Source organism: Neisseria subflava, from assembly GCF_024205745.1.
GTDB classification, from domain to species: domain Bacteria; phylum Pseudomonadota; class Gammaproteobacteria; order Burkholderiales; family Neisseriaceae; genus Neisseria; species Neisseria flavescens_B.
Genome location: NZ_CP073117.1, coordinates 1,726,901 through 1,746,907 on the forward strand (window position 1 = coordinate 1,726,901; position 20,007 = coordinate 1,746,907).

Genomic DNA, 20,007 nt, shown 5'->3' on the forward strand with positions numbered 1-20,007 from the left:
ATGAACAGCACAATCACTTTCCGCGTATGGGGGCGGCAAGCGTTGTTTACCGATCCCGTTACCAAAATTGGCGGCGAAAAATTCAGCTATCAAGTGCCGACTTACGAAGCGGTAAAAGGCATTTTGAAAAGTATTTATTGGAAACCCACTTTGATTTGGCACATCGATAAAATCCGTGTCATGAAGCCGATTCGTACGCAAAGTAAATCCATCAAACCAAGGCAATGGGAATCACCAAAAGGTATCGATCATACGCTTGCGATTTACACCTTTCTGCAAGATGTGGAATATCAAGTACAAGCACATTTTACTTGGAACGAATACTGGCAAGAACTCAAAGACGACCGCAATCTCGGCAAACATATGGCGATTGCGAAACGGATGCTGGAGCACGGCGGACGACAGGATATTTTCTTGGGCACACGCGATTGTCAGGGCTATGTGGAGCCGTGCGAATTTGGCAGCCCAAGTCGAGATGGAAAAGCAGGCTTTTTCGATGGATACGGCAACTTGGATTTCGGTCTGATGTTCCACAGCTTCGGCTATCCTGAAGAAACTGGAAAGCCCGAATTGGTCAGCCGTTTTTGGATGGCGAATATGCAAGACGGTGTAATTGAGTTTCCAAGCATCGACGATACAGAAGGTCGTCTGAAAACCCGATTTATCCGTAAAATGCAGCCTGAAAAACCGTTTAAGCGCGGCGAAAATGTCAAGCCTGTGGAAGACGAAGCCAAGGAGCTGGAATTATGAGCTGGATGCAGAAATTGTATCAGACATATAACGAAGTTGAAAAAAGTGCTGATTTATTAGACTTAGATAAAGAAACTCTTGCGCCACTATGGCATAGTCCGCAAACCGCACATATCAAAATTGTTTTGAGTGCTGATGGTGATTTTATTTCCGCTGAAGTATTACCAGACAAAACAATAGTGATGCTGCCTGTAACGGAAGATTCTGAAGGGCGTACAAGCGGCTATAGACCCCATGCATTATGTGACAGTATCCAATATGTTGCAAAGGATTTGGGCCATATAGGCAAAGAAAAAATTCAAATCGAGACAACAGATAAGAAAGGAAATAAAAAACTTAAAGAAAAGACTATAGAGTGCGCAACCTTTGACTTATATATAAAGCAATTGGATGCGTGGTGTATGGATATGGAGACGAAAAATCCTAAAGTTCTTGCCATACAGAAATATGTACACAAAGGAACGGTTTTAGCGGATTTGATTAAAGCAAAAGTGGTGCCGATAGACAGCAGTGGAAAACTTTTGGAATCTTGGAGTAAGAAAGACGGCGATATACAAGATAAACCTAAATTATTGGATGTGTTGGGACAAAATCCCGAAATTCGCAAAGCTTTAGTTATTTGGTCGGTGCAAACACATGATTTGGTTTCTGAAACTTGGAAAGATAAAGAGGTTCAACAAAGTTGGAGCAAACATTATCAAGATACTCTGATCAGTCGATTTTGTTCAGTAACTGGTAAAGAACAGAAAATCCGCGAGAGTCACCCTGCTAAGTTAACTTATTCAGGTGATAAAGCAAAACTTATTTCTTCTAATGACAAAACAGGTTTTACTTATTTAGGTCGTTTTGAAGAGGCTAATCAAGCAGTTGCCATATCTGCCGAAGTTTCACATAAGGCGCATGCTGCATTACGCTGGTTAATCGAACGTCAAGGTATCCGCAATGATAATCAAGTAACTGTTGTATGGGCAACCAGATTTGCGAATGCTGATGAGGATAAAGTCTTGTCTTTACCGTATCGGGCTGAAACAGATATTTATGCTGCATTATTTGCCGAGGATAATATTAATGAAGCTGCTGATTTTGGTTTTGATGCGGCAAAGATCATGAAGAAAAGGTTGTACGGATATAGAGCAAAATTGCAAGACAATGATCAGATATCCTTACTTGTTTTAGATGGAACAAGTCCAGGGAAGGGGCGTGCTGCATTAACTTACTATCAAGAGTGCTTACCTAAAGATTATTTTGCTAACCTAGATGCCTGGATAGACGACTTTTCTTGGTATCAACGTTATAAGCCTAAAGAAGGTAAACCTTGGTTATTTGTAGCCCCATCTATAGAGCGTATTGCAGATACGATTCTTAGCAAATCTGAATTGGAGGATAAGAGTAAGAAAGCCAAAAAACAACTCTACGCCCGTTTGCTTCCCGTAATTGCCGGCGGAAAAAATGTGCCGATTCCTTATGATTTGGTGCAAAAAAGTTTTCAGACTGCTTGCAATCCCAACGGCAGCGAATATTGGGAGTGGCAACGAAATATCGGCGTTGCCTGCGCTTTATACAAAGGTTGGTATGTCCGTCATCACGATTTAGATTTATCAGAAAGGAAAACTTACTTTATGAGTTTAGAAAAAACAAATCAGTCGCGCGACTATTTATATGGGCGCTTGCTTGCACAAGCAGAAAGTTTGGAGTGGTATGCCTTATATTTGCAAAATGGCAAAAAAGCACCTACTCGAGCAACCAATGCAGAGCGCTATTTTCAACAATTTGCACAGCGCCCTTATAGCACATGGCTAAATATTGAAAGTGTCAAACTTGTGCCATATAAAAACTATTTGACCAGCTTGGAAAAAGATTTTTATAAACAAGCTATTGGAGAAATTATGGATCTATTCGAAAACGATGACTTTATGTGCGATGATAAATTAAGCGGTGAATTTCTGCTTGGATATCATTGCCAAAAAATGGAAATCAACCGACAAATTGCTGAGCGTAAAGCTGCCAAGGCCAAGCAAAAGAAAACCGAAACCGCTAAATAACCTAACATTGAAAGGAAAACAACATGAGCTTAACCAAAAAAATCGATTTCGCCTTAATTATCGGTGTACAAAATGCCAATCCCAACGGAGATCCTTTAAATGGCAACCGCCCGCGTGCTGATTTTTTTAATATCGGTGAGATAACAGATGTTTGCTTAAAGAGAAAAATTCGTGATCGCTTGCAAGAAAATGGGGAAGTTATTTTCGTACAATCAGATGAAAAGAAAACTGACGGGATGACGAGCTTAAAAAATCGTGCTGAATCAGAAGAGTTTGGTTTAGGTAAGAGTGCTTTTGAATTTAAAAAAGGTGATAAAGATAAGAATAAGAAAAAGGATCAAACGAAAAGTGCAGCATGTGCAAAATGGTTTGATGTGCGAACCTTTGGGCAGGTATTTGCGTTTGGGAAAGGTCAGAATGAAGATGGTGTCTCTATTCCTATCCGAGGGCCGGTTACTATTCAATCTGCTTTTAGTGTTCAACCAATACGCATCATTGATAATCAAATTGTGAAAAGTGTTGATAGCGATGATACTGAAGGAAAAAAAGCAAGAATGGGTATGAAATACCGTATAGATAAAGGTATTTACGTCGCCTTCGGCGCCATGTCGCCACAACTTGCCGAGCGCACCGGCTTTTCAGACGACGATGCCGAAAAAATCAAAGCCGTTCTCACCAAACTCTTTGAAGGCGACGCATCATCTGCCCGCCCCGAAGGCAGCATGCAGGTGCTGAAACTTATCTGGTGGGAACATAACAGCAAAGCAGGGCAATATTCTTCCGCTAAAGTGCATGGTAAGTTAAAAGAAATTATTGAAGAAAAAATAAAAAATAAATCCATTGATGGATTGATTGGGGACATAACCGAAGAAAAACTTACCGTTACGGGAAATGGAGCGTCATTGAAACCCGAAATCCTTGATGGTTTTTAACTTCTAAAAACGTTCAAAAAGATGACCGCACTTTTAACCGAAACCCAAGGGGAAAATCAGGATACGCACCTGATTCCCCTTTCCGCCCTGCAACACTACGCCTTCTGCCCGCGCCAATGTGCGTTGATTCACAACGAGCAGGCGTGGGCGGAGAATTATTTGACCGCGGAGGGAAAGGCGCTGCATGAGCGGGTGGATTCGGGCGAGCCGGAAACGCGCAAGGGCGTGCGCTTTGAGCGGACAGTGCATGTGTCGGCGGAGAAACTGGGCATCAGCGGCGTGTTGGATTTGGTGGAAGTGGATACGAAAACAGGTCGTCTGAAACCCGTGGAATACAAACGCGGCAAACCCAAACCCGACCCGATGGACGAAATCCAGCTTTGCGCCCAAGGTTTGTGTTTGGAAGAAATGACGGGGCAAACCGTCTCTGAGGGCGCGCTGTGGTATATGCAAACCCGCCACCGCGTCCCCGTCGTGTTTTCAGACGACCTGCGCGCCCAAACCCTCGCCACCATCGCCGCCGTGCGCGAACTCTTGGGCAGTGGACTAACCCCGCCGCCCAACTACGGCAAACGCTGCAAAGCCTGCTCGCTGGTGGAGATTTGCCAGCCGGAGTTGCTGGGGAAACGGGATAGGAGTGTGGGGTATGTGGCGGGGTTGTTTGGGGAAGATTAAAAAATAAATAATAGATGTGTAAGTACTTTTATGATGGGATAAACAATAAATGAGTCGAAAAAGCATTTTAGAACTGAACGCTAATGAAGCAAGGCAATTCTTTTTGAAACATGAAAGCTATTGCAACATTGATTTACCTAAATATTTTTCATTCTCTGAATTATTAGAGAAAATATCTAATGAATATTCAGGGAAATCGTTGGGAGATTTTTCAGACAAAAAGAAAATGACGAATTTAGATGATGTGAATTATCTTTTATATGCCAATAAAGATGGGAAATTATCATGGAGACCATTGCAGATCATAAATCCTCTAGTATATGTGGCATTAATACATAAAATTACTGAACAGAAAAATTGGAAAAAAATACAGGCAAGATTTAAGAATTTTAGTAAAAATGAAAAAATAAAATGTTTAAGCATACCTGTTCAATCGGAAAATAAACAATCTGACAAAGCTCAGCAAATTTCAAATTGGTGGGAACAAGTAGAACAGCAGTCTATTTTGCTCTCATTGGAGTATGACTACGTTTTTGATACAGATGTAGCAGATTGTTATGGTTCAATTTATACACACTCTATTGCCTGGGCTGTTGATGGAAGAAAAAAAGCTAAAAATAATCGAAAAAATAATTTGCTTGGCAATTTTATAGATGCAACCATACAAAATGCCCAGTATGGGCAGACTAATGGTATTCCACAAGGCTCGGTGTTGATGGACTTTATAGCTGAGATTGTCTTAGGTTATATAGATTTGATTCTCACAATAGCGCTAAAAAAATGTAAAGTTAAGCAGTATCAGATTTTACGTTATCGTGATGATTATCGAATTTTTGTTTGCAATTCTAATGATGGTGAGATGCTTCTGAAATTGCTTTCCGAAATTATGATGCCTTTTGGATTCAAGTTGAATTCGAGCAAAACCAAAGGAAGTCAAGATGTTATTACTCAATCGATAAAAAAGGACAAACTGGCTTGGTTAGCTATTCCTCAAAATAATAGAATCAGTTTACAAAAGCAACTTCTACTTATTAGACAGCATAGTATTAATCATGCTAATTCTGGTAGTTTAAATACCGCATTAAATAAATTTGATAAACAGATAGAGAGAATTAGAAATAAAAAAGGAAAGGTGCATAATATAGAGCAGCTTATTAGTATTGCAACAGATATTGCATACCATAATCCGAAAGTAATACCAGTGTGTTGCGCAATCATTAGTAAACTACTTTCAGAATTGGACGATAGCAAGCAAATATCTTTATTGGTTCATAGAAAATTAAGTAGAATGCCTAATTCAGGATTTGCACAGATTTGGTTGCAAAGAATGTTGAAAGATAATTTAAGTGAATTTAAGTTTTCTGAAAAAATATGTGAATTACAGAATAGCCAGATAAGTTTATGGAATTATAGCTGGGCAAAGGGTAGAAATATGCTAAATATATTAAATAACACATCTATTTTCCTACAAGCAGAATTTGATAAATTAGATAATATTATTCCTAATAATGAAATTGACCTTTTTGATTATTAGAAAATAAATAATTTTCAGCTAATCCTCTAACCAAAACGGAATCTAACCACAAGGAGCTTCCCCATGCGCAAACTGCAAAACACGCTCTATATCACCACCCAAGGCAGCTATCTGCATAAGGAGCGGGAGACGCTGGTGGTGGAGCAGGAGCGTAAGAAGGTGGCGCAGTTGCCGGTGCATTCCATCGGGCATATTTTCTGTTTTGGCAATGTGCTGGTGTCGCCTTTTCTGCTTGGGTTTTGCAGTGAAAATAATGTGAATTTGGCGTTTTTTACCGAAAACGGGCGTTTTTTGGGGCGGCTTCAGGGACGGCAGAGCGGCAATGTGCTGCTGCGTCGGGCGCAGTATCGGGTGTCGGAGCAAAATCCTGTGCCGATTGCGCGCAATATCATTGCGGCGAAGATTCAGGCGAGTAAACGGGTGCTTCAGCGGCAAATTCGCAATTACGGCGAGAATGCGGCGATTCAAAGGGCGGTCGATTCTTTGAACATTTCGCTGCGGCAGTTGAAGGGCGCGGCGGAGCTGGACGTGGTACGCGGTATTGAAGGCGATGCAGCGGCGCGTTATTTCGGCGTGTTTGGGCGGCTTTTGAGCGAAAAAAGCAGCTTTTCTTTTGACGGACGCAACCGCCGTCCGCCCAGAGACGGGGTGAACGCGCTATTGTCGTTTGTTTACAGCATCTTGGGCAAGGACATCAGCGGCGCGCTGCAAGGCGTGGGGCTGGATCCGCAGGTAGGCTTTCTGCACGCCGACCGACCGGGTCGCGACAGTTTGGCGCAGGATATTTTGGAAGAATTCCGCGCATGGTGGGCGGACAGGCTGGTGTTGTCGCTGATTAACCGCGGGCAAATCAAACCGCAGGATTTTGTTACCGAAGCAAGCGGCGCGGTAAGCTTAAAAGCCGATGCGCGTAAGCTGTTGTTCCAAGCTTTGCAGGTGAAAAAGCAGGAGAAAATCGTACATCCGTTTTTGGGTGAAGAAGTAGAAATCGGGCTGCTGCCGTATATTCAGGCAATGCTGTTGGCGCGCCATTTGCGCGGAGATTTGGTAGAATATCCGCCGTTTTTGATGAGATAGGCTTGCAGGTCGTCTGAAAACGGGTTGGATGTTTTCAGACGACCTTTAAGGCAGCCTGCACATGGGAATACAAATGCTGATGCTGATTACTTACGATATTTCGCTGGAAGACGCGGAAGGACAGGCAAGGCTGCGGCGCGTGGCGAAATTGTGTCTGGACTACGGCGTGCGTGTGCAGTATTCAGTGTTCGAATGCGACATCGCACCTGATCAGTGGGTTGTTTTAAAAGACAAACTTTTGAAAACCTACAACCCTGAAACCGACAGCCTGCGCTTTTACCATCTAGGCAGCAAATGGCGACGCAAAGTGGAACACCACGGCGCGAAACCGGCGGTGGATGTGTTTAAGGATACGTTGATTGTGTGAATCGCCAACCTGCGGTTCTCATGAAAATGCGGCAGGTTTGGCGAATTGGGATTGTTCTTTAACAATCAGGATATTGTGAATGCGGGTGTAACAGAAAAGGCTGTGTTATACTCGCATTTCTGCTTTTCTTGAGAGTTTAGCGAGATTAGGTTTACGAAACCTGATGGAGCAAGGCTTTTAAGAGAGGCACCAGCCGCCTTCAGGCGGCTGTGTGTTGAAACCGCCAACAATCGGCAAACCGATACAGCCTGCCTTCCAGCCGCCTTCAGGCGGCTGTGTGTTGAAACTGTTACTGATGAAAGTACCGAACGCCATGATGAATCCAGCCGCCTTCAGGCGGCTGTGTGTTGAAACTGGTGTTTGCGGAAGATATTGTGAACTGGATTCCCAGCCGCCTTCAGGCGGCTGTGTGTTGAAACTACAAAATCCGGCATAGACGACAAGTCCATTTTGCCAGCCGCCTTCAGGCGGCTGTGTGTTGAAACGCTAAACGGATTGCAGGGGGCAGTCTTGGTATGCCCAGCCGCCTTCAGGCGGCTGTGTGTTGAAACTCCAGTGCCATAGCTGTACCGTCGTCGGCGTAGATCCAGCCGCCTTCAGGCGGCTGTGTGTTGAAACATAATTTGACTCCTAAGATTTTGGATTCATGCGCCCAGCCGCCTTCAGGCGGCTGTGTGTTGAAACAACGAAGTCTTTGGCCGGTCGCAACTGCGTTGCCCAGCCGCCTTCAGGCGGCTGTGTGTTGAAACGTCCTCTGTGGCAAGAAGCCAGCCAGCCATTGTTCCAGCCGCCTTCAGGCGGCTGTGTGTTGAAACCTCTTGGCCGGTGCGTTGGTTATTACCAAAACGTGCCAGCCGCCTTCAGGCGGCTGTGTGTTGAAACTTGAATAAGCTGGTTTGTCTTCTGTTGGAACAGACCAGCCGCCTTCAGGCGGCTGTGTGTTGAAACCATCTTTTTTGTTGGTCAAAATGAACCACTAGACAGCCAGCCGCCTTCAGGCGGCTGTGTGTTGAAACTATTGGTTAATGTCTGTATAGTCAATTTCCGCGACCCAGCCGCCTTCAGGCGGCTGTGTGTTGAAACAGTGAGTAACCTATTCAAAGGATATTAAAATGACCCAGCCGCCTTCAGGCGGCTGTGTGTTGAAACCTCTTCGGTCACACCACCGATACTGCGCAGGACCCAGCCGCCTTCAGGCGGCTGTGTGTTGAAACAATCGCGTCATAGTAGTACACGTCAATACCACGCGCCCAGCCGCCTTCAGGCGGCTGTGTGTTGAAACCATCAGGTGGCTGGCGTGTTCGGTGGCGCAGTCACCAGCCGCCTTCAGGCGGCTGTGTGTTGAAACTAAAACCTGCTGGATGGGCGGCTCGACGGTGTACCAGCCGCCTTCAGGCGGCTGTGTGTTGAAACTGCCGAGCGTACATTCTCACGCTCCCGACGCTCACCCAGCCGCCTTCAGGCGGCTGTGTGTTGAAACATCGATTGAAGAATCCTCCTGAAAATATCTTTAAATCCAGCCGCCTTCAGGCGGCTGTGTGTTGAAACAATCGTAATGCCGACACCACGGACTACACCAATACCCAGCCGCCTTCAGGCGGCTGTGTGTTGAAACCTTGCAGAATCTTGAGGCGTTGCTCGGTGTTGATCCAGCCGCCTTCAGGCGGCTGTGTGTTGAAACATATGATTTAAATGAACAAAAATTATATGATAAAACCAGCCGCCTTCAGGCGGCTGTGTGTTGAAACATTAGCAAACAGTATCCAATATAATGTTTGGAAAGCCCAGCCGCCTTCAGGCGGCTGTGTGTTGAAACTAGTTCTTCTAAGTTTTTCTTATCTTTACCTTTGGCCCAGCCGCCTTCAGGCGGCTGTGTGTTGAAACAAGACAATGTTTCTGCAACAATTGTTGATGTTGACCAGCCGCCTTCAGGCGGCTGTGTGTTGAAACTTTTGTTTTGTTTAACCGTGTTGAATCACATGGTTCCAGCCGCCTTCAGGCGGCTGTGTGTTGAAACGACTGGGAGGAGGGTGTATATGAGGAAACTGTAACCAGCCGCCTTCAGGCGGCTGTGTGTTGAAACGGCAATCCTGAAGCCATGCACTTCGCGCCTGATGACTCCAGCCGCCTTCAGGCGGCTGTGTGTTGAAACTAAATATAGGTCAATCTAAGTATGCTTTATTGTCCCAGCCGCCTTCAGGCGGCTGTGTGTTGAAACTCGCGCTGAAGCTGATTGGTTATTTGGTATCAACGGCCAGCCGCCTTCAGGCGGCTGTGTGTTGAAACTCTTATCCCGAAGAAGTCGCGCGTAATCGAGACCCCAGCCGCCTTCAGGCGGCTGTGTGTTGAAACGCTCTGCTTTGCCCGCAGATTGGCAAAAGGTTTACGCCAGCCGCCTTCAGGCGGCTGTGTGTTGAAACAGTCATCACTTGTTTGATTTGGTATTTGACCCAGACCAGCCGCCTTCAGGCGGCTGTGTGTTGAAACGATTTCCTCTTGCTCTTCGGCGCGCTCGCCTGCTCCAGCCGCCTTCAGGCGGCTGTGTGTTGAAACCAACCATACAGCCATCAATGCCCAACTTCTCGACCCAGCCGCCTTCAGGCGGCTGTGTGTTGAAACAATGCACTCATACGGCTGCTGGCGGTAATGTGCCGCCAGCCGCCTTCAGGCGGCTGTGTGTTGAAACCTACCTTATCCAAAGTGGTCATATTGACCTGTCCAGCCGCCTTCAGGCGGCTGTGTGTTGAAACAGACGATCGTCGGGGTGGTTATTGCCGTGGTCGGCCAGCCGCCTTCAGGCGGCTGTGTGTTGAAACGACCGATAGAGAGGTGAACAAGACTTATTTTGCCAGCCAGCCGCCTTCAGGCGGCTGTGTGTTGAAACGAATCGCAGTAATCACGCCATTTGTAACCGTACACCCAGCCGCCTTCAGGCGGCTGTGTGTTGAAACCGTATTGACGAGCAGGAGACCCCATATCAAGGTCCCAGCCGCCTTCAGGCGGCTGTGTGTTGAAACATCGTAAACGTCTTTCAACGGCGGCTGTTTCGTCCCAGCCGCCTTCAGGCGGCTGTGTGTTGAAACTCGAATAGCGAAGCCAGCCTACCATCATTACACCCCAGCCGCCTTCAGGCGGCTGTGTGTTGAAACGGCACGAGTGCGGACGTGATGGAATGCAGTGTGTCCCAGCCGCCTTCAGGCGGCTGTGTGTTGAAACCCCTTAATTGCCTCTGATGGCGCGGCGGTCGCCCCAGCCGCCTTCAGGCGGCTGTGTGTTGAAACCGTAATATCCGCGACGGCCTGCTGCGTCAGCCCACCAGCCGCCTTCAGGCGGCTGTGTGTTGAAACAAGACAAAATCAAAGCCAAAGCCGCCATGATTCCCCAGCCGCCTTCAGGCGGCTGTGTGTTGAAACTTGATCATATAAGCTCCCGAGTCGGCGTGATAAGCCCAGCCGCCTTCAGGCGGCTGTGTGTTGAAACACTAAACTTTAAAAAAAGGACAAAAAATGAAGACCCAGCCGCCTTCAGGCGGCTGTGTGTTGAAACACAACCCCCCGTGCAACAGTGGTTAATCTGTCCGCCAGCCGCCTTCAGGCGGCTGTGTGTTGAAACAAAAAGCTGCGAAGCGCAGGCGATGTATTGGGGCACCAGCCGCCTTCAGGCGGCTGTGTGTTGAAACTGCAAGGCATCTTCGGAGACGATGCCGAGACGCTCCAGCCGCCTTCAGGCGGCTGTGTGTTGAAACACTCGCGCCCTGAATGCCTACCACATTCTCGCCCCAGCCGCCTTCAGGCGGCTGTGTGTTGAAACAATGCGAGGTACTCACTTAAGAAACCATATTACAACCAGCCGCCTTCAGGCGGCTGTGTGTTGAAACCATCATCTTCAGCCTTCTCAAGTCTTGGGGCAATCCAGCCGCCTTCAGGCGGCTGTGTGTTGAAACGATTTCCGCCTGTGCTTTGGCAAGTGCGTCATTCGCCAGCCGCCTTCAGGCGGCTGTGTGTTGAAACTCAATAGTTCGGCGGTCAGGTCATCGGCCTGCCAGTCAACCCAGCCGCCTTCAGGCGGCTGTGTGTTGAAACTCAATTACGTCTGAATCTTGCAAAAGGCGGCGATCCAGCCGCCTTCAGGCGGCTGTGTGTTGAAACTGCGTATAACTTCGCCATTCGTTGCTCCAAAAAACCAGCCGCCTTCAGGCGGCTGTGTGTTGAAACTCGATGACCAAACGCAGCACATCGTAGTTATCGGCCCAGCCGCCTTCAGGCGGCTGTGTGTTGAAACTGATGAAAGTGCTTTTGCATTGGGTACTTTGGCAAATCCAGCCGCCTTCAGGCGGCTGTGTGTTGAAACCGTTTCCGCGTATTTGGTCGTCACCCCACCCTTGCAACCAGCCGCCTTCAGGCGGCTGTGTGTTGAAACCGGCACAGGAACGATGGGCCTCCACAAATCGCGCTCCCAGCCGCCTTCAGGCGGCTGTGTGTTGAAACAAGAAGATGGTACGGCGTTATGGCCTGAAAAGCACCCAGCCGCCTTCAGGCGGCTGTGTGTTGAAACAAGAAGATGGTACGGCGTTATGGCCTGAAAAGCACCCAGCCGCCTTCAGGCGGCTGTGTGTTGAAACTGATAGTCAAGTCGATGTGTATGATATTAAAGAACCCAGCCGCCTTCAGGCGGCTGTGTGTTGAAACCTCAATCACTACGCCGGTGCCGTAGTACAAGCATTTCCAGCCGCCTTCAGGCGGCTGTGTGTTGAAACGTTACAAGAGGGAGAGCCGTTTACTGTAACGATTCCAGCCGCCTTCAGGCGGCTGTGTGTTGAAACAACTGCAGCTGCTGTTTCTGTTGGTGATGTTGATACCCAGCCGCCTTCAGGCGGCTGTGTGTTGAAACATCATTAAAATGTTTGATAAATCGTTTCAAAATGCCCAGCCGCCTTCAGGCGGCTGTGTGTTGAAACAACTGAAGCATCACGAGTTGTTGCAATTGGTTCACCAGCCGCCTTCAGGCGGCTGTGTGTTGAAACCAACACCAAAGACGCGCCCAGCAAGGCCACCGCAGCCAGCCGCCTTCAGGCGGCTGTGTGTTGAAACCGCCAATCGCCGAACAAATGGTTTTGCTCCGAATGCCAGCCGCCTTCAGGCGGCTGTGTGTTGAAACTTGTCAGGCTGTTATGGTTTGGAGAGGTGTGAAACCAGCCGCCTTCAGGCGGCTGTGTGTTGAAACAGCAGCTGAACAGCGAGCTTGAGCAGACAGACGGCCAGCCGCCTTCAGGCGGCTGTGTGTTGAAACAATCACGAAATGCAACGGAAAGGATTTGCAGCAGGCCAGCCGCCTTCAGGCGGCTGTGTGTTGAAACAGGTAGCCCCAAGCAGATGGAGATACAAGACAGATTCCAGCCGCCTTCAGGCGGCTGTGTGTTGAAACAAGATTATGTGGTTGATTTGTCAAACGAAACCAAAGCCAGCCGCCTTCAGGCGGCTGTGTGTTGAAACAAGATTATGTGGTTGATTTGTCAAACGAAACCAAAGCCAGCCGCCTTCAGGCGGCTGTGTGTTGAAACTTCAAGTCCTCGATACCGTTCTTCGCTTGGTATCCCAGCCGCCTTCAGGCGGCTGTGTGTTGAAACCGCCTACTTATTTAAATCAAGTTGTTGCGTACAACCAGCCGCCTTCAGGCGGCTGTGTGTTGAAACGCGCTGAATATGTTTTATGCACGTCGCGGCTATCCCAGCCGCCTTCAGGCGGCTGTGTGTTGAAACCCAAACGGTCAGCATGACGACCAAATCGACTGCTTCCAGCCGCCTTCAGGCGGCTGTGTGTTGAAACGCAGCACAGGTCAACATCGGTAACGTGATGTTATTCCAGCCGCCTTCAGGCGGCTGTGTGTTGAAACACACAATTACGCGCCCTTGCCGATAACTACGATGCCAGCCGCCTTCAGGCGGCTGTGTGTTGAAACTTCTCGGCTCTGTCTTTTGCTGGGTTAATCCCCTCCAGCCGCCTTCAGGCGGCTGTGTGTTGAAACAGGTTATCTGTTGCTGGTGTCGGCGTTCATTTGGCCAGCCGCCTTCAGGCGGCTGTGTGTTGAAACCTTTGGGTAAAGTGAGTGTGTTTGCCGCCTCTTCGCCAGCCGCCTTCAGGCGGCTGTGTGTTGAAACCGCATTCTCTTTCGTGCCGATAATGCGATAAAGGCCAGCCGCCTTCAGGCGGCTGTGTGTTGAAACAAATAACGGCGTGCGTTGGCGCAGGATTCATTCACCAGCCGCCTTCAGGCGGCTGTGTGTTGAAACAGGCTGTCTGACGAAACGCCGAAAATCGAAGTAGCCAGTCGCCTTCAGGCGGCTGTGTGTTGAAACCAACGTTGCCATCGGTCGTAACGCAGGGCAAGGCCAGCCGCCTTCAGGCGGCTGTGTGTTGAAACTTTTAAAGAAACGCTTAAACCAAGAAGCCCGACACCCAGCCGCCTTCAGGCGGCTGTGTGTTGAAACAATTGCTCATTCTTTATACCTTTTCTACATAAGTTACCAGCCGCCTTCAGGCGGCTGTGTGTTGAAACAAAGGCGAGAAAGGCGAAGATGGCGCGGCTGGTCCCCAGCCGCCTTCAGGCGGCTGTGTGTTGAAACTCGCTCATCTGCTTGATATGTTCTTCAAGCATTTCCAGCCGCCTTCAGGCGGCTGTGTGTTGAAACTAAACAAGCTGAGACCTTTGCAAAATTCCTTTTCCCCCAAACAGCCGAAATCCAAACACAGGTTTTCGGCTGTTTTCATCCAAAATCGCTTCTGATTCTACTCAAATACCCCCTTAATCCCTCTTGGATACCTGATAATCAGGCATCCGGCCGCCTTTTAGGCAGCTACAGGCACACTTAGCCTGTTGGCGGCTTTCAACAGGTTCAAACACATCGCCTTCAGATGGCTTTGCGCACTCACTTTGAGCAGCCCGAAATAGGCTGCCCGGGCATAGCGGAATTTACGGTGCAGCGTACCGAAGCTTTGTTCGACCACATAACGGGTCTTCGACAAATATCGGTTGCGTTTGGTTTGCGCTTCCGACAGCGGATGTTTGCGGTGGGCTTTGCGCATAATGCCGTCCAGTAACCGATGCTCTTCCAGATGTTGCCGGTTTTCCTCACTGTCATAGTCTTTATCGGCATAGACGGTCGTACCTTTGGGTAACCCTTCCAACAAAGGCGACAGGTGTTTGCACTCATGGGCATTGGCGGGGGTAATGTGCAGTTTCTCGATATAGCCTTCCGCATCGGTGCGGGTATGTTGTTTGTAACCGAGTCTGTAGAGGCCGTTTTTCTTTATCCAACGGGCATCTTTGTCTTTACTCGGTGTAGTTTGGCCTCTGACTTGTCCTTCCTCATCAACTTCTATGGCCTGGCGCTGTTTGCTGCCGGCGGTCTGAATAATGGTGGCGTCAACGGCGGCGGCGGATGCTTTCTCTACTTTTAGGCCTTTTTCGGTCAGTTGGCGGTTGATCAGTTCCAATAATTCGGACAGGGTGTCGTCTTGCGCCAGCCAGTTGCGGTAGCGGCATAAGGTGCTGTAATCGGGGATGCTCAGTTCGTCAAAACGGCAAAACAGGTTGAAGTCGATGCGGGTGATGAGGCTGTGTTCGAGTTCGGGATCGGAGAGGCTGTGCCATTGGCCGAGCAGGATAGCTTTGAACATGGACAACAGGGGATAGGCGGGACGGCCGCGGTGGTCTCTAAGGTAACGGGTTCTTTGACGATTCAGGTACTGTTCGATCGGTTGCCAATCAATCACCTGATCCAACTTCAATAGTGGGAAACGGTCGATGTGTTTGGCAATCATGGCTTGTGCGGTTTGCTGGAAGAAGGTGCTCATGGAAAATCCCCTAAATGTCTTGGTGGGAATTTAGGGGATTTTGGGGAATTTTGCAAAGGTCTCAAGCTGTTGTAACAGGTGTTGATGGTATTCCAGCCGCCTTCAGGCGGCTGTGTGTTGAAACAATACATCTTGAGTTCAAGGCAGGATGAACTTTTGCCAGCCGCCTTCAGGCGGCTGTGTGTTGAAACATCTCTAACAATTTGCAAGTATTCAGCAGTTTTTCCAGCCGCCTTCAGGCGGCTGTGTGTTGAAACGACCCGACCACCAAGAAAACCGAAACCGCCGCAACCAGCCGCCTTCAGGCGGCTGTGTGTTGAAACAAGGACGGCGTTCCGGTATTTGACGAAAACGGCAAACCAGCCGCCTTCAGGCGGCTGTGTGTTGAAACACGTTCACCCTCGGGTTTAAGCTGTTCCTGCTCCTCCAGCCGCCTTCAGGCGGCTGTGTGTTGAAACCTTCTAAAATGCAGTTAATCCCATGAATGAGGCTCCAGCCGCCTTCAGGCGGCTGTGTGTTGAAACATCGTTATCACGCACAATTGCAACCGAAACCGTACCCCAGCCGCCTTCAGGCGGCTGTGTGTTGAAACAAAAGGTAAAGCCGGTCAGCCGACATTTAAACGGCCAGCCGCCTTCGGGCGGCTGTGTGTTGAAACTCTAGCAACTACGAATTCTATGACGACCTATTCCGTCAGCCGCCTTTGGGTGGCTGTATGTTCAAATATCGTCCAAGCAGGCTACTCTTCTTCGGTGCGCAGGAAATTGCCAGCCAGACGGGACAGCTTCATGACTTAGGGAAATATTCGGAAGCCTTTAACCGCTGATTGTATGGTGGCTCTTCAGGCGATCATGCTACCGCCGGTGCAAAATTGCAAAAATGCTTGCTTTATAGTGAATTCCAAAGTATAAGCTGTTGTTCTCTTTCTTAGGCTAGATAACTTTGCTAATGAATTAAAAGGAAAAAAATAATGGGAAATAAACAAACCAATTCAACCATCAAATCTCGTGCAGCGGTGGCATTTGCACCAAATCAACCCTTACAAATTGTGGAAATCGATGTAGAAATGCCGCGTAAAGGTGAGGTGTTAATTCGTAACACGCACACTGGCGTGTGCCATACTGATGCATTTACGTTATCAGGAAGCGATCCTGAAGGTGTATTCCCTGTGGTGCTTGGGCATGAAGGTGCGGGTGTGGTTGTTACTGTGGGCGAAGGTGTGTCAAGCGTAAAACCGGGTGATCACGTCATTCCTCTTTACACTGCTGAATGTGGCGAATGTGAGTTTTGTCGTTCAGGTAAAACCAACTTATGCGTCTCAGTGCGTGATACGCAAGGTAAAGGTTTAATGCCGGACGGCACGACGCGTTTTTCTTATCAAGGTCAGCCGATCTATCACTATATGGGTTGTTCGACTTTCAGTGAATATTCTGTTGTTGCCGAAGTTTCACTGGCGAAAATCAACCCAGAAGCGAATCACGAACAAGTATGTTTACTCGGCTGTGGCGTTACCACAGGAATTGGTGCGGTGCATAACACAGCAAAAGTACAAGAAGGCGACTCTGTTGCCGTGTTTGGCTTGGGGGCAATTGGTTTGGCGGTGGTGCAAGGTGCGCGTCAAGCCAAAGCTGGTCGCATTATCGCTATTGATACTAATCCTGCAAAATTCGAGTTGGCAAAACAGTTTGGTGCAACGGATTGTTTAAACCCGAACGATTACGATAAACCGATCAAAGATGTGTTGTTAGACATCAATAAATGGGGCATTGATCACACCTTTGAATGTATCGGCAACGTAAACGTAATGCGTCAGGCATTAGAAAGTGCACACCGTGGTTGGGGACAATCCATTATCATCGGCGTAGCGGGTGCAGGACAAGAAATTTCAACTCGTCCGTTCCAGTTGGTCACAGGTCGTGTTTGGAAAGGCACGGCATTTGGCGGCGTGAAAGGCCGCTCTGAACTTCCGAAAATGGTGGAAGACTCAATGAAAGGCGACATCGAGTTAGAACCATTTGTGACCCACACAATGACACTAGATCAAATCAATGAAGCCTTTGAGTTAATGCACGAAGGTAAATCGATCCGCGCTGTTATTCATTACTAAGGCTCGCGATGAAACTGATTGAACAACATCAAATTTTTGACGGTTCGCAACAAGTTTGGGCACACTATGCCCAAACGCTGCAATGCGAAATTAAATTTGCCGTCTATTTGCCGGATAATCAGGAGAATCGACCGCTTGGTGTGATTTATTGGCTTTCCGGCTTAACGTGCACTGAACAAAATTTCATTACCAAATCAGGCTTTCAGCGTTACGCGGCAGAACATCAAGTGATTGTGGTTGCTCCTGATACCAGCCCTCGCGGAGAGCAAGTGCCGAACGATGCTGCTTACGATTTGGGGCAGGGTGCGGGCTTTTATTTGAATGCGACCGAGCAACCTTGGGCGATGAATTATCAAATGTATGATTATATTTTGAATGAGTTGCCTGGTCTGATTGAGGAGCATTTTCCTACCAATGGCAAACGTTCCATTATGGGGCATTCAATGGGCGGACACGGCGCATTGGTATTGGCATTGCGAAACCGGGAACGTTATCAAAGTGTTTCTGCCTTTTCGCCTATTTTGTCACCAAGCCTTGTGCCTTGGGGAGAAAAAGCTTTTTCTGCCTATTTAGGGAAAGATCGTGAAAAATGGCAGCAATATGATGCTAGTTCGCTCATTCAACAAGGCTATAAAGTGCAAGGTATGCGCATTGATCAGGGCTTGGAAGATGAGTTTTTGCCGACACAATTGCGTACCGAAGATTTTATCGAAACCTGCCGTGCGGCAAACCAACCGGTCGATGTGCGCTTCCATAAAGGCTACGATCATAGCTATTACTTCATCGCCAGTTTTATTGGTGAGCATATTGCCTATCATGCGGCATTTTTGAAGTAGTCCAAAGAATTGATTTGTTTTAATAAATTAAAAAGGCATCGGATTGATGCCTTTTATTTTTTATAAATGATGAAAAATAATGCGATTAAAATGAGCTAGCTTGTCCACTCTCATTTAAATATCCCCCATTCCAATCCAAATCGCTGTAAATATTTCCTCAATCGGTCGCTGTCATTGACTTTTGCCCTTTCTGTTCGGGAGACGTTGAACAATGCACGACCGGCAGCGGCCATGTTGGGGTGTTTGCGGCATTCGTCGATGACGTGTTGCAGTTGTAGTTTGTCAAACAAATCCAATGTGTCCCAATCGACTTTATCGGGGTAGTCTTGTGATTTTTCAGACGGCCTGTTATGTAGGAGGCCGTCTGAAAAGGGTTCTTCCGACCATAACCATTTGAGGCGTTCGATTTCGGCTTGGACTTGTTCTACCTGTATCCTGCCTTGCGGCGCAAGCGTGGCCAGGCGCATGATGCTGGCGGCTAGGTCGCGGAAGTTACCGCGCCATGGGGCTTGGTTGGAGTGGGCGAAGTCGAGGTAGACGGATAGGGCTTCTTTGTTGAAGCGGGTGGTTCGGCCGAGTTCTTGTGAGGCTAGGGCGAGCTGGTGTTCGACGTTGGGTTCGATGTCTTCGCGGCGGTTGGCGAGTGCGGGCAGTGGGTAATTCCAGATGTTGATGCGGGCGAACAGGTCTTCGCGGAAGCGTCCGGCGCGGATTTCGTGGCGTAAGTCGCGATTGGTGCCGGCGATGAGTTGGAAGTCGCTTTTGACTTCGCTGTCGCTTCCGACGGGATAAAAGTGTTTTTCTTCAATGGCTTTGAGCAACATGGCTTGCTCGTCTAAACCCAATTCTCCGATTTCGTCTAAAAATAATACGCCGCCGTCGGCAGTTTTCAGATAGCCTTCACGTTTTTCTGCGGCGCCTGTAAAGGCGCCTTTTTTGTGGCCGAACAGGGCAGATGCTGCGCCGTCGCCGCGAAGGGTGGCGCAGTTTACATCGATAAATGTGCCTTTAATCAGATGGCGTGCTTTTTTCAATTCAAAAATTCTGCGTGCCAGCATGGATTTGCCTGCACCTGTGGGGCCGGAAAGTAGAATGGGGGAAGGGGAATTGAGTGCGACCTGTTCGATTTCGGCAATCATGCGGTTGAAGGTGGCGTTTTGGGTGGAAATGTCGCTTTTCAGGTAGCGCACTGCGTCATCGCGTACAGCGGCAAGGCGTTCTGCCAGTACGTCGTAACGAGCCAAGTCTAAATCGATGATTTCATAATTTCCAACATCGCCTGAAATCATGCTGCGTCTTTGATTTTTCGGTGGCGCAGTCTGGAGCAACACCCCCGGAATTTGACGCGATTCCACCAATAAGAACAGGCAGATTTGGGCAACGTGTGTACCTGTGGTAATGTGGGTGAGATAGGTTTCTTCTTCAATATTAAATGTATAGCCTGCTGCCCAGTCGTGCAGTTTGGTATAAACCTCGGAAAAATCCCACGGGTTTGCCAGCTCCATAGGTACGAGATTGACGACTGTGTGCGGCGATGCCTGCTGAATATCGGCTTTTACATGATCTGCCAGTTCGCGGTATTTCTCCGCATAAAACAGCTCCATACGGTCAAGATGAAAATCTTGACGCTGATTCATGGCGACATTCGGCCGCCATTTCAACCAACGCTCTTGATTGAAACCTTTATCCAGCACTGTACCGAGAAAGCTGATGGCGACTTGTTTTTTAGGGTTGGTATTCATGTTCAGACGGCCTTCAAATTATTTTTTCCAATACAAATTTGCCGTTTACTTAACTGCAAGTGTTTGTCCAAATCATCGAATCTCATCATATA

General features: G+C 48.1%; 11 protein-coding genes and 2 CRISPR repeat arrays. Of the genes, 9 read left to right on the plus strand and 2 right to left on the minus strand.

Annotated elements, in window-relative coordinates; translation table 11 throughout:
• The 7 genes from cas5c to cas2 all read left to right on the plus strand — a co-directional run bounded on the left by cas5c (position 1) and on the right by cas2 (position 7,377).
• Positions 1–750 (plus strand): type I-C CRISPR-associated protein Cas5c, encoded by a 750-nt coding sequence (cas5c, locus tag KCG55_RS08280; RefSeq protein WP_254322719.1) that lies wholly within the window; start codon positions 1–3, stop codon positions 748–750.
• The gene (gene cas8c, locus KCG55_RS08285) at positions 747–2,792 is read left to right on the plus strand and encodes a type I-C CRISPR-associated protein Cas8c/Csd1 (RefSeq protein ID WP_254322720.1); all 2,046 of its coding nucleotides are present in this window, start codon (positions 747–749) and stop codon (positions 2,790–2,792) included. The genes cas5c and cas8c overlap by 4 nt, the downstream gene beginning before the upstream one ends.
• A gap of 23 nt (positions 2,793–2,815) precedes the next feature.
• Complete coding sequence (gene cas7c / locus KCG55_RS08290) at positions 2,816–3,724, plus strand: type I-C CRISPR-associated protein Cas7/Csd2 (RefSeq protein ID WP_254322721.1); 909 nt, start codon at positions 2,816–2,818, stop codon at positions 3,722–3,724.
• Between the two features lie 21 nt (positions 3,725–3,745).
• On the plus strand, positions 3,746–4,399 hold the full coding sequence (gene cas4, locus KCG55_RS08295; protein WP_254322722.1) for a CRISPR-associated protein Cas4: 654 nt from the start codon (positions 3,746–3,748) through the stop codon (positions 4,397–4,399).
• A 49-nt stretch (positions 4,400–4,448) separates the two neighbouring features.
• Positions 4,449–5,933, plus strand: a complete 1,485-nt coding sequence (locus tag KCG55_RS08300) for an RNA-directed DNA polymerase (RefSeq protein ID WP_254322723.1) — start codon at positions 4,449–4,451, stop codon at positions 5,931–5,933.
• A 63-nt stretch (positions 5,934–5,996) separates the two neighbouring features.
• Positions 5,997–7,010, plus strand: coding sequence for a type I-C CRISPR-associated endonuclease Cas1c (cas1c, locus tag KCG55_RS08305; RefSeq protein ID WP_254322724.1), 1,014 nt, complete (start codon positions 5,997–5,999; stop codon positions 7,008–7,010).
• A gap of 73 nt (positions 7,011–7,083) precedes the next feature.
• A complete protein-coding gene (cas2, locus tag KCG55_RS08310) occupies positions 7,084–7,377 on the plus strand; it encodes a CRISPR-associated endonuclease Cas2 (protein ID WP_003685729.1) in 294 nt (97 codons plus the stop codon).
• Between the two features lie 189 nt (positions 7,378–7,566).
• A CRISPR array of direct repeats spans positions 7,567–14,066; the repeat unit is 32 nt; unit sequence CCAGCCGCCTTCAGGCGGCTGTGTGTTGAAAC.
• Positions 14,067–14,222: 156 nt separating this feature from the next.
• Here the strand turns inward: cas2 and KCG55_RS08315 are convergent.
• Positions 14,223–15,230, minus strand: coding sequence for an IS5 family transposase (locus tag KCG55_RS08315; protein ID WP_254322725.1), 1,008 nt, complete (start codon positions 15,228–15,230; stop codon positions 14,223–14,225).
• 92 nt (positions 15,231–15,322) lie between these two features.
• Positions 15,323–15,888: a CRISPR direct-repeat array (repeat unit 32 nt; unit sequence CCAGCCGCCTTCAGGCGGCTGTGTGTTGAAAC).
• Between the two features lie 312 nt (positions 15,889–16,200).
• Between KCG55_RS08315 and KCG55_RS08320 the strand changes: the two genes are divergently transcribed.
• Together KCG55_RS08320 and fghA are read left to right on the plus strand one after the other, a co-directional pair.
• Positions 16,201–17,337, plus strand: coding sequence for an S-(hydroxymethyl)glutathione dehydrogenase/class III alcohol dehydrogenase (locus KCG55_RS08320; RefSeq protein ID WP_432761060.1), 1,137 nt, complete (start codon positions 16,201–16,203; stop codon positions 17,335–17,337).
• 8 nt (positions 17,338–17,345) lie between these two features.
• Positions 17,346–18,173: an S-formylglutathione hydrolase gene (gene fghA / locus KCG55_RS08325; RefSeq protein WP_254322726.1), complete on the plus strand. Its 828-nt coding sequence runs from the start codon at positions 17,346–17,348 to the stop codon at positions 18,171–18,173.
• A gap of 110 nt (positions 18,174–18,283) precedes the next feature.
• Here fghA and rtcR read toward each other — a convergent pair whose 3' ends face one another.
• Entirely contained in the window at positions 18,284–19,915 is a 1,632-nt protein-coding gene (gene rtcR / locus KCG55_RS08330; protein ID WP_254322727.1) for an RNA repair transcriptional activator RtcR, read from the minus strand.
• Positions 19,916–20,007 lie beyond the last annotated feature (92 nt).

What these genes read in the sequence shown, in the direction of transcription:
- cas5c (WP_254322719.1), top strand. Translation starts at nt 1, where the DNA reads ATGAACAGCACAATCACTTTCCGCGTATGGGGGCGGCAAGCGTTGTTT.
- cas8c (WP_254322720.1), top strand. Translation starts at nt 747, where the DNA reads ATGAGCTGGATGCAGAAATTGTATCAGACATATAACGAAGTTGAAAAA.
- cas7c (WP_254322721.1), top strand. Translation starts at nt 2,816, where the DNA reads ATGAGCTTAACCAAAAAAATCGATTTCGCCTTAATTATCGGTGTACAA.
- cas4 (WP_254322722.1), top strand. Translation starts at nt 3,746, where the DNA reads ATGACCGCACTTTTAACCGAAACCCAAGGGGAAAATCAGGATACGCAC.
- KCG55_RS08300 (WP_254322723.1), top strand. Translation starts at nt 4,449, where the DNA reads ATGAGTCGAAAAAGCATTTTAGAACTGAACGCTAATGAAGCAAGGCAA.
- cas1c (WP_254322724.1), top strand. Translation starts at nt 5,997, where the DNA reads ATGCGCAAACTGCAAAACACGCTCTATATCACCACCCAAGGCAGCTAT.
- cas2 (WP_003685729.1), top strand. Translation starts at nt 7,084, where the DNA reads ATGCTGATGCTGATTACTTACGATATTTCGCTGGAAGACGCGGAAGGA.
- KCG55_RS08315 (WP_254322725.1), bottom strand. Translation starts at nt 15,230, where the DNA reads ATGAGCACCTTCTTCCAGCAAACCGCACAAGCCATGATTGCCAAACAC.
- KCG55_RS08320 (WP_432761060.1), top strand. Translation starts at nt 16,201, where the DNA reads ATGGGAAATAAACAAACCAATTCAACCATCAAATCTCGTGCAGCGGTG.
- fghA (WP_254322726.1), top strand. Translation starts at nt 17,346, where the DNA reads ATGAAACTGATTGAACAACATCAAATTTTTGACGGTTCGCAACAAGTT.
- rtcR (WP_254322727.1), bottom strand. Translation starts at nt 19,915, where the DNA reads ATGAATACCAACCCTAAAAAACAAGTCGCCATCAGCTTTCTCGGTACA.